Genomic DNA, 9,281 nt, shown 5'->3' on the forward strand with positions numbered 1-9,281 from the left:
TTTCAACCTTTACCGGGTTTTACTACCTATGCTGCTTCAAAAGCTTTCGTGCTCTCCTTTACAGAAGCACTGAATTATGAGTTCAAGGGAGCCATTAGAATAATGGCTCTTTGCCCCGGACCGGCAAAAACGGAATTTTTCAATCAAGCTGGCGTTTCCAAAATGAAATTGAAAGAAATGGATCCTGAAAAGGTAGTTAAAGCTGCCTTACATGCCTTTGAAAAAGGGAGAAGAATTTATATTCCCGGTATGGCAAATAGGTTTATATTATTTATACAGCGTTTTGTTAGCAACACGGTGGTGATGAAGTTCGCCGCAAAACTTTTTTACAATGAAAGCAAGCACTCGTTGAATTTGCAGAAAGAAGAAAGGTAATACTCAGTTGCTATCCAAAGCCTTTCGGGCAAGCACATCAGCCATTTCGTTGTAAACACTGCCTGAATGGGCTTTTTCTTTTATCCAATGTATTTTTACCGTCTGTGAGAGTTCTTTCATACGTTTTACATATCCCTGCGTAAGAGGGATTTTTGCTTTCCAGGTGCCATTAATCCAATTTGCAAGGCCCTCATAATCATAATGTAAACATATCTCTTTGATACCATTTTTTGCAGACCATTCCAGAGCTTTTAACACTCCCTGGATTTCTCCCGCAACATTTCTTGTGCCACCTTGAAGCTTAAAACTTCCAGAAAGAGTCTTTACGATTTTTCCGTCCTTTATACACACAACGCCATATGCAGCTCTGCCATCTCTGTAACTACCATCTACAAAAAGATGATAGCCCTTCAATTTTTTTCCGTTGTATTCGTTCCAGAGTTTATAAATCGTTTCTCTGTAATCTGCAGAAATGCCTTTAGGTAAAACAAGCCTTTTCTCACCCTTTTTGTTTCTATAAACAATAAAAGCCCACGGAATTCTTTTCAGCCTGATTATCATAGAATATTCCTTTATTTCATATTTCAAAATACCAAATCCCTTTGATTCGAAAAATGCAATCAGGTTTGAAGCTTCTTCTTTTGGGAACATATAGACTCCTTTGTAATATTTTGGTTAATAAGCAATTTTCCTGCCAATGATTTCGGTCATTATCGTTAATTATTTTAGCATGGTTCACCTGAAAAAGGCTTTTTGATTCGTATAAAACATATGTACTAATTTAATGCTTAATATCTCTTATGTTTCACTACGTTGCTGTTTAACGTATTGTACTGTCCATTTGTATTTGTTCTCAGTCTGAAATACTGATATAATGATAGTGAAAATATTCTAAAAAGGGAGGTGTAATTATGCGAAAATTGCTTTTAGTCCTGATGATTATAGGGATTTCAACGCTTTTTCTTGCGAAGGGTTTGTTTGTTGGAATTGGCGGAGATTTTTACGGTGATTTCTATGCAGATCCGCCCACAATAGAAGGCGCTGAAATCTATGGGCAATTAGATCTTTCTTTATTCACGCTGCAACTTCCCATGGGTTATTATGATGTCGCCACTGATGTATTTGAACAGTATTCTGAACCCGATGTGTTTTTGGGAATTAACCTGAAGCTACCCATCTGGTTCCTGTATTTGAGAGGACAGATCACCTCGCCATTCAATGTCATAAAGGCTTACATCAATGGAGATATTGAATCTGATCAGCTTTTCCTTTTTACAAAGCTCGGGATTGGAGCTAAACTGGCCTTTTTCTTCGTCGAAGCTGGTATGGATGGATCAACCTATATCTCAGATATAGACACATTTAGTCCTTTTATGTTCCCATATGTTATGGCCGGTATCGCTTTCTAAGGGCATATCAATAAATAAGGGGCGCCGCATTAGCGCCCCTTTTTTATTTTATGCTCATCCTTCTGCAAGTTTTCTATATGTTTCGTAACGCTCTTTCGCTTCTGCTTCAGCTTTTGCAAAGAGTTTTTCGGCAATCTCCGGGAAGGTATTGAGCAATGAAGTATATCGGACTTCTCCCATTAGGAATTCCCTGAAAGAAGCTTTGGGTTCTTTTGAATCGAGAATGAATGGATTTTTGCCCTGTTTCTTTAGCTCAGGGTTGTAACGATACAGATGCCAGTATCCTGCTTCAACGGCTTGCTTTTCACGGAATTGTGTTTTACCCATACCAATTTTTATACCGTGGTTGATACAGGGTGAGTAAGCAATAATCAATGACGGACCCTTATAGCTTTCAGCCTCCGTAAGGGCTTTCATGAACTGGTTCATGTTTGCCCCCATGGCAACCTGTGCAACATACACGTAGCCATAAGCCATAGCCATTAAACCCAGATCCTTCTTTTTGGTCTTTTTACCGGAAGCAGCAAACTTTGCAACCGCAGCTGTTGGTGTGGCCTTTGATGATTGCCCACCGGTGTTGGAATAAACCTCCGTGTCGAAAACAAGAACGTTGACATCTTCATTCATGGCAAGAACATGGTCAAGTCCACCATAGCCAATGTCATATGCCCAGCCATCTCCGCCAACGATCCATACTGATTTTTTGACCAGGAAGTCCTTATCTTCCTTTATTTCAGCGAGTATTTCATTGACCCTTTTCTCCTCGAATTTCTTATCAAGAATGGGGAGGATTTTTTTAGTTGCATCACTGGAGGCTTTCGCGTCATCCATCCCATTCAGCCATTCCTGGAACGGTGCTTTAATATCCTCAGGAAGGTCAAAGCTGAGCAATTCATTCATCAGCTCGGCAATACGTTCTCTGATATGTTTTACTGCGATAGCCATACCAAAACCATACTCAGCATTGTCTTCAAAGAGTGAATTCGCCCATGCAGGACCTTTCCCTTCAGCGTTGGTCGTATAGGGTATGGAAGGTGCAGAAGCCCCCCAGATTGAAGAGCAACCTGTGGCATTAGCTATAATCATCCTGTCACCATAAAGCTGCGTAGCAACCTTGATATAAGGTGTCTCACCACAGCCTGCACATGCTCCAGAGAATTCAAATAATGGTTTGGAGAATTGGCTACCTTTGACCGTGGTTAGGGGTAGGAGATCCTTTTTTTCGCTGATAGTTTCAGAGAATTCCCAGTTCTTCGCTTCGTCCATCTGTGTTTCAATAGGCTTCATCACAAGAGCGTCAGATGGGCAGACATCAATACAGTTTCCACAACCAGTACAATCGAGAACGCTGACCTGAATCCTGAACTGAAGACCTTCAAATTTTTTGCCACCGATGGCTTTCTTGGTACTATATCCTTCTGGAGCCTTCGCCATTTCCTCCTCATTAAGTAAGAAAGGTCTTATAGCTGAATGTGGACAAACAAAGGAACATTGGTTACATTGAATACATTTGTCAGCTATCCATTCAGGAACTTCTACTGCGACACCACGTTTTTCATAGGCAGCTGTCCCCAGAGGGAAAGAGCCATCTTCTCTGCCAACGAAAGCACTTACTGGAAGGTCGTCACCCTCCTGTTTGTTCATAGGCTCAAGAATCTTTTTAATGAATTCAGGTTTTTCTTTTTCTTCAACTTTTTCATCAACAGCATTTTTCCAGGAATCAGGAACATCGATTTTCACCAATGAGCTTATTCCCTTATCAATGGCTTCGTGGTTCATCTTTACGATATCTTCACCTTTTTTGCCATAGGTTTTAACAACGGCTTTTTTGAGTAGATCGACTGCTTGGTCAATATCCATAACGTTGATGAGTTTGAAGAAAGCAGCTTGCATAATCATGTTTATCCTACCGCCAAGTCCTATTTCCTTGGCAATTTTGGTGGCATTAATTGTGTAAAAGTGAATGTCGTTTTCTGCAATATATCGTTTCATATTTGCTGGAAGGTTCTTTTCAAGCTCTTTGCCTTCCCAATTTGTGTTTAAAAGGAATGTACCGCCTTTCTTCAAGCCTTTTAAAAGATCATATTGATGAACATAAGACTGTTTATGGCAGGCAACAAAATCTGCTTCGTCTATAAGATATGTGGATTTGATGGGTTTTTTTCCAAATCTCAGGTGGGATATTGTAACGCCTCCGGATTTCTTGGAATCGTACGCAAAATATCCCTGGGCATAATAATCCGTGTTGTCACCAATTATCTTGATAGCGTTTTTGTTTGCACCAACTGTTCCATCAGAGCCGAATCCCCAGAATTTGCAGCGAATCGTTCCCTCAGGCGTGGTATGGATTACTTCCTTTACTTCCAATGAAGTTCCTGTCACATCATCAACGATGCCAATTGTGAAATGATCCTTCGGATTTTCAACCTTGAGATTGTCAAAAACAGCTTTGATTTGTGAAGGCGTGGTGTCTTTTGAACCGAGTCCATATCTTCCACCAACGATAAGTGGAGCGTTTTCCTTTCCATAGAAAAGTGCCTTCACGTCTTCATAAAGTGGTTCTCCAAGAGCACCCGGTTCCTTTGACCTGTCAAGAACAGCGATTCTTTTAACAGTTTTCGGCAGAACATCAAAGAAGTATTTTGCGGAGAATGGTCTGTAAAGGTGTACTTTTATAAGTCCAACTTTTTCACCTTTGCTGAGCAGGTAATCAACTGTTTCTTCAGCTGTGTCAGTAACAGAACCCATTGCGATAATAACATGCTCAGCATCTGGCGCACCGTAATAGTTGAACGGTTTGTATTCCCTGCCGGTGAGTTTGGAGATTTCTTTCATGTACTCTGCTACTACATCGGGTACTACCTCATAGAACCTGTTAGCGGATTCCTTAGCCTGGAAGTAGATATCTGGATTCTGAGCAGTCCCTCTGATTACCGGGTGTTCAGGATTCAGGGCGTTTCGTCTAAAAGTTTTGACTGCTTCAATGTCCAGCAATTTTCCAAGGTCTTCATAGTCCAGAACTTCTATCTTTTGGATTTCGTGCGAAGTTCTGAATCCGTCGAAAAAGTGCAGAAATGGTATTCTGGATTTGATTGCTGAAAGATGGGCAATGGCTGCCAAATCCATAACTTCCTGTACGCCACCGGATGCCAAAAGTGCAAACCCGGTTTGCCTTGTTGCCATAACATCCGTATGATCGCCAAAAATCGAGAGCGCGTGCCCTGCAACTGCACGTGCGCTAACATGGAACACGCCCGGAAGTAATTCTCCCGCGATTTTGTACATGTTCGGGATCATGAGTAACAATCCCTGTGAAGCAGTAAAGGTAGTTGTAAGAGCTCCAGCAGCAAGTGAACCATGAACTGCCCCGGAAGCACCTCCCTCTGATTGCATTTCGACTACCTTAACAGTCTGACCAAAGAGGTTCTTCCTCCCATTCGCAGCCCAGGCGTCAATAAATTCAGCCATGGGTGAGGATGGAGTGATAGGGAATATAGCGGCTACATCGGTGAATGCATAGGCTACATGAGCAGCAGCGGTATTCCCGTCCATACTCTGCATGCGTTTTGCCATGTTCAACCCTCCTTAAACGAAGACGAGTGTATGAAAATACCCTTGTGAACCATTTAACTCATTTAATGATAGCACACTCTCAGGAAGTTTTCGACCAAAAAACTGTTTTATAAATGGCAAAAAGATGAACGCCTTTGCTGTTAATTGAGCATCTGGAATTATTGAAAAATAATGTTGTATTATCTAATTAACCAAAATAAAGGAGGTTCCCTATGGCTTATTTTGAAGTTGAGACTGCAAAGCTCTATTACGAACTTCATGGTGAAGAAGGCAGACCAGTTGTCGTACTCTTAAACGGTATCATGATGTCTACACTTTCCTGGCATGGCCATTTGCTAGATCTGACGCGCTTTTTCAGGGTGTTGCTTATGGACTTCAGAGATCAAGGAAAATCCAGCAAGATGCGCAAAAACTATGATATCTCCACACATGCAAAAGACCTCAACGCTTTACTGGAACATCTCAATATAAAAAGGGCAAACATCGTTGGCCTTTCCTACGGTGGACAGGTGGCCCAGCTCTTCGCATTGATGTACCCCAAAAAATTAAACACCCTGGTGCTTTCCAATACTCCAGCACGCATTTCCCCATATCTTCAAGAATTAGGTGAAGCGTGGAAAGAGGCTGCACGATTGTATGATGGCGAAAAATTTTTCGCATTGGCTATTCCCTTTATATACTCTGATAGTTTTTACAACAGAAATCTTAACTGGCTTAAAAACCGTCAAAAAAACTTCAAAACACTTCTTAACATGGAATGGTTCGATGGATTTATCAGGTTAGCTTCAAGTAATCTTAGTTTTAATACGCTCAATGAACTATCAAATATCAACTGTCCCACTCTTTTACTAATGGCTGATAGAGATATTATCACTCCGATAAACGAAATGGAGCTAATAAAAGATGAAATTTCAAATTGCGAATGTTTAGTTATACACGACGCTGGCCATGCTGCTTTCCTGGAAAAGAAGAGTGAATTTTTAAGTGCTATTATTGGTTTTCTTTTGAAATACAATTGAGTTGTTCTGGTTTTCATAATCGAGCTAGGTTGCCTTTATTCCTTCCTGATGCTTTCTAAATGCTTCTCAGTGATTTTTAATATGAAGAGGAAATTGGTTATCATGTAAAATGAGAGGTGGTTCAGTTATCATTAATGAGAGATGAATCACACCACACAAAATGGGGTGAGGTTTTGGAACATATTGGAATTGCCGGTATAGGCATATATCTACCTGAAAAACAAATGCCAGCAAGAGAGATAGCCAAATTGTCAAACATCCCGGAAAACGTCATAATCGAAAAATTTGGGATCAAGCAGAAATATCTCCCAGGATCAAAAGACACAACAAGTTATATGGCTATTAAAGCATCAGAAGAAGCCATTGAAGATGCAGGAATATCTCCTAAAGAGATAGATTTGCTCATCTGGGGTGGTGGACAACATAAAGATTATCCTTGTTGGCTTGCAGGATTGAAAGTCGCCCATGAAATCGGCGCCTTTCATGCGTGGTCTTTTGATATGGAGGCTATGTGTGGATCCATGATGGTTGCTATTGACATAGCTAAAAGCATTATGCTAACCAGAGATGATGTTAACACAGTTCTGATAGCCAGCGGTTATAGAAATGTCGATCTTATCAACCCATCAGAACCCACTACCAGCTTCATGTTGGACATTGGAGCGGGAGGAGCTGCTGTTGTATTGAAGAAAAATCTCGGCCGCAACATTGTGCTTTCTTCCTCTTTCAAGGGAGATGGTTCTTTTGCCGAAGATTGTGTAGTACCGGTTGGTGGGACAAAAAACTGGCCTATGAAAGATACAGATGTTAAAAATTTCTATTTCAGAGTTATCGGTGATCCAGCGGAATTCAAAAAGAGACTCTCAGAAAAAACGACACCGAACTTCTTTAATGTAATAAAGGAATCTGTAAAAAAAAGTGGTTACAGTGAAAAGGACATTGACTACCTCGCTATTTTGCATTTCAAGCGTTCAGCACATTACGCTGTTTTGCAAGAACTTGGGCTAACCCCTGAACAATCCACTTACTTAGAAGAATATGGACACATTGGTCAAAACGATCAATTGCTTTCCATCAAGCTGGGACTCAAAAGCGGCAAAATAAAGGATGGTTCAGTCATCGTTATGGTAGGAGCAGGTCTTGGATTTGTGTGGGCTGCAACTACTGTGCGATGGGGATAAGCATAGATTCATGAATATGGAGGGATGAAAGTGAGACTTAAGGGGAAAGTTGTTATCATCACCGGAGCAGCCAGTGGTATAGGAAGAGCTTCTGCTAAAAGGTTCTGTGAAGAAGGGGCTATCGTGATAGCATGTGATCTAAACGAAGAGCTCTTAAAAAGCCTTGTAGATGAGTCTAAAGGGCTTGCAGGTGAAGTAGTTGTAAAAAAGCTTAGTGTCACAGATCGGGAAGCAATCAAAAATCTTGTTGAGGAACTAAAAGAAAAATACGGAAAAATCGATGGGTTAGTTAACAACGCTGGTATAACCAGAGATGCGCTTATCCAAAAGATGTCAGAAGAAGATTGGGATGCCGTTGTTGACGTGAACTTAAAAGGCGTATTCAACATGACTCAGTTCGTTGCCCCTGTTATGCTTAATCAAGGCCATGGCGCAATAGTCAACACTTCCTCAGTTGTTGGTGTATATGGCAATATAGGCCAAACAAATTATTCAGCCACCAAGGGAGGGGTTATCGCCATGACCAAAACCTGGGCCAAGGAATTTACCAGAAAAGGTGCAAATATTCGAGTAAATGCTGTAGCCCCCGGATTTATAAAAACACCAATGACAGAAAAAGTTCCAGAAAAAGTCATTAAATACATGGAAGAAAAAATCCCTCTTAAACGAATGGGAAATCCTGAAGAGATCGCCAACGTTTACCTGTTCCTGATATCCGATGAGTCAAGTTATATCACCGGCCAAATTATTGGTGTCGATGGAGGCCTTGTTCTTTGAGCACAAAGGTTCAAAGAACCAGAAAAGCTCTGCTTCTTGCTGCTGAAGATCTCTTCAGCAGCAAGGGCTTTGAAAACACATCCGTAGCAGCAATATGTAGAAAAGCTGGATTGTCCAATGGCGTTTTTTATCGTCATTTCAAAAACAAAGACGATATATTCAGGACTATAACCAATGAAATGATGGAAAGTTTTCAGCAGTCTATGAAAACCACTGGAGGCCGGAACAGACGTGACACTCTTAAATATTTATATGTATCCGCTTTTGAGACACTCTGGAAATCAAAAAAACGCTTTAAGGCTTTTCACGAAGCTGAATACAGGCTTAGGAACATTGAAGAACTCGTTGACGCCATATATCTGGATGCTGTCTCCAAAATCTTAAAAAAGGATATTTCTGAAATTAAACCAGCCATGAAGTGGTTTATAATCGGGCCCTTAAGATTCAGCGCTATTTACTGGATCGTTTTCAAAAACATGAAAGTTCCTGCTGAAGTTATAAACGACCTGTTGGATTTTACATGCAATGGGTTTGGTGTGTCTGCTGAACTGAGCGATGAGGTTACGCATTTTTCGATCTACAAAAAAGCGAGCTACGGCAAAGATAGTCGTTCGCTTATAATGAAATCTGCTGAAAAGCTCTTCGGAAAAAAAGGCTATTTCAAAACTTCCGTATATGAAATTATGTCCAGAGCTGGTTATGGGCAAGGCACATTTTATCTTTATTTCAAGAACAAACAGGCTTTGCTTGAAGAACTGGTTGTGCTTGCCAATAGAAAACTCCGCCATATGATGAGAGACGCTTCAGTCAATTTAGAAAGCAGATTAGAAAAAGAGATACGGAATTATCGGGTATTTCTCGAATTCATGAAAGAACACAGAGAGATTTACGAGATCGTCAGGGAGTCGGAATTTATCGTGGATAATCTCGGGTACAGATATTACGAA

8 protein-coding genes are annotated in these 9,281 nt (G+C 40.8%); 6 read left to right on the plus strand and 2 right to left on the minus strand.

The window, feature by feature from the left end:
* Window positions 1-375: SDR family NAD(P)-dependent oxidoreductase (locus tag AC3LHT_RS02250; protein WP_488661833.1), on the plus strand; the 375-nt coding region annotated here is incomplete at its 5' end.
* A gap of 3 nt (window positions 376-378) precedes the next feature.
* Here AC3LHT_RS02250 and AC3LHT_RS02255 read toward each other — a convergent pair.
* Window positions 379-1,026 carry an RNase H family protein gene (locus AC3LHT_RS02255; RefSeq protein ID WP_290646323.1) on the minus strand — a complete coding sequence of 216 codons (648 nt, stop codon included), beginning with the start codon at window positions 1,024-1,026 and terminating at the stop codon, window positions 379-381.
* Between the two features lie 260 nt (window positions 1,027-1,286).
* Between AC3LHT_RS02255 and AC3LHT_RS02260 the strand changes: the two genes are divergently transcribed.
* Window positions 1,287-1,784, plus strand: coding sequence for a hypothetical protein (locus AC3LHT_RS02260; protein WP_488661834.1), 498 nt, complete (start codon window positions 1,287-1,289; stop codon window positions 1,782-1,784).
* 54 nt (window positions 1,785-1,838) lie between these two features.
* Here the strand turns inward: AC3LHT_RS02260 and nifJ are convergent, their stop codons facing one another.
* Window positions 1,839-5,357 (minus strand): pyruvate:ferredoxin (flavodoxin) oxidoreductase, encoded by a 3,519-nt coding sequence (nifJ, locus tag AC3LHT_RS02265; RefSeq protein WP_488661835.1) that lies wholly within the window; start codon window positions 5,355-5,357, stop codon window positions 1,839-1,841.
* Window positions 5,358-5,569: 212 nt separating this feature from the next.
* On the opposite strand from nifJ, the gene AC3LHT_RS02270 reads away from it, so the two are divergent.
* The 4 genes from AC3LHT_RS02270 to AC3LHT_RS02285 all read left to right on the plus strand — a co-directional run.
* The gene (locus AC3LHT_RS02270; RefSeq protein WP_488661836.1) at window positions 5,570-6,376 is read left to right on the plus strand and encodes an alpha/beta fold hydrolase; all 807 of its coding nucleotides are present in this window, start codon (window positions 5,570-5,572) and stop codon (window positions 6,374-6,376) included.
* Between the two features lie 134 nt (window positions 6,377-6,510).
* Complete coding sequence (locus tag AC3LHT_RS02275; RefSeq protein ID WP_488661837.1) at window positions 6,511-7,557, plus strand: 3-oxoacyl-ACP synthase; 1,047 nt, start codon at window positions 6,511-6,513, stop codon at window positions 7,555-7,557.
* A gap of 30 nt (window positions 7,558-7,587) precedes the next feature.
* A complete protein-coding gene (gene fabG / locus AC3LHT_RS02280; RefSeq protein WP_488661845.1) occupies window positions 7,588-8,334 on the plus strand; it encodes a 3-oxoacyl-[acyl-carrier-protein] reductase in 747 nt (248 codons plus the stop codon).
* A partial coding sequence (locus AC3LHT_RS02285; protein WP_488661838.1) for a TetR/AcrR family transcriptional regulator occupies window positions 8,331-9,281 on the plus strand: 951 nt, incomplete at its 3' end. The genes fabG and AC3LHT_RS02285, both read left to right, overlap by 4 nt.

Source organism: Kosmotoga sp., assembly GCF_982836095.1.

Bases quoted from the DNA above. Each gene is read 5' to 3' on its own strand.
- AC3LHT_RS02255 (WP_290646323.1), bottom strand. From the start codon at position 1,026: ATGTTCCCAAAAGAAGAAGCTTCAAACCTGATTGCATTTTTCGAATCA.
- nifJ (WP_488661835.1), bottom strand. From the start codon at position 5,357: ATGGCAAAACGCATGCAGAGTATGGACGGGAATACCGCTGCTGCTCAT.
- AC3LHT_RS02260 (WP_488661834.1), top strand. From the start codon at position 1,287: ATGCGAAAATTGCTTTTAGTCCTGATGATTATAGGGATTTCAACGCTT.
- AC3LHT_RS02270 (WP_488661836.1), top strand. From the start codon at position 5,570: ATGGCTTATTTTGAAGTTGAGACTGCAAAGCTCTATTACGAACTTCAT.
- AC3LHT_RS02275 (WP_488661837.1), top strand. From the start codon at position 6,511: ATGAGAGATGAATCACACCACACAAAATGGGGTGAGGTTTTGGAACAT.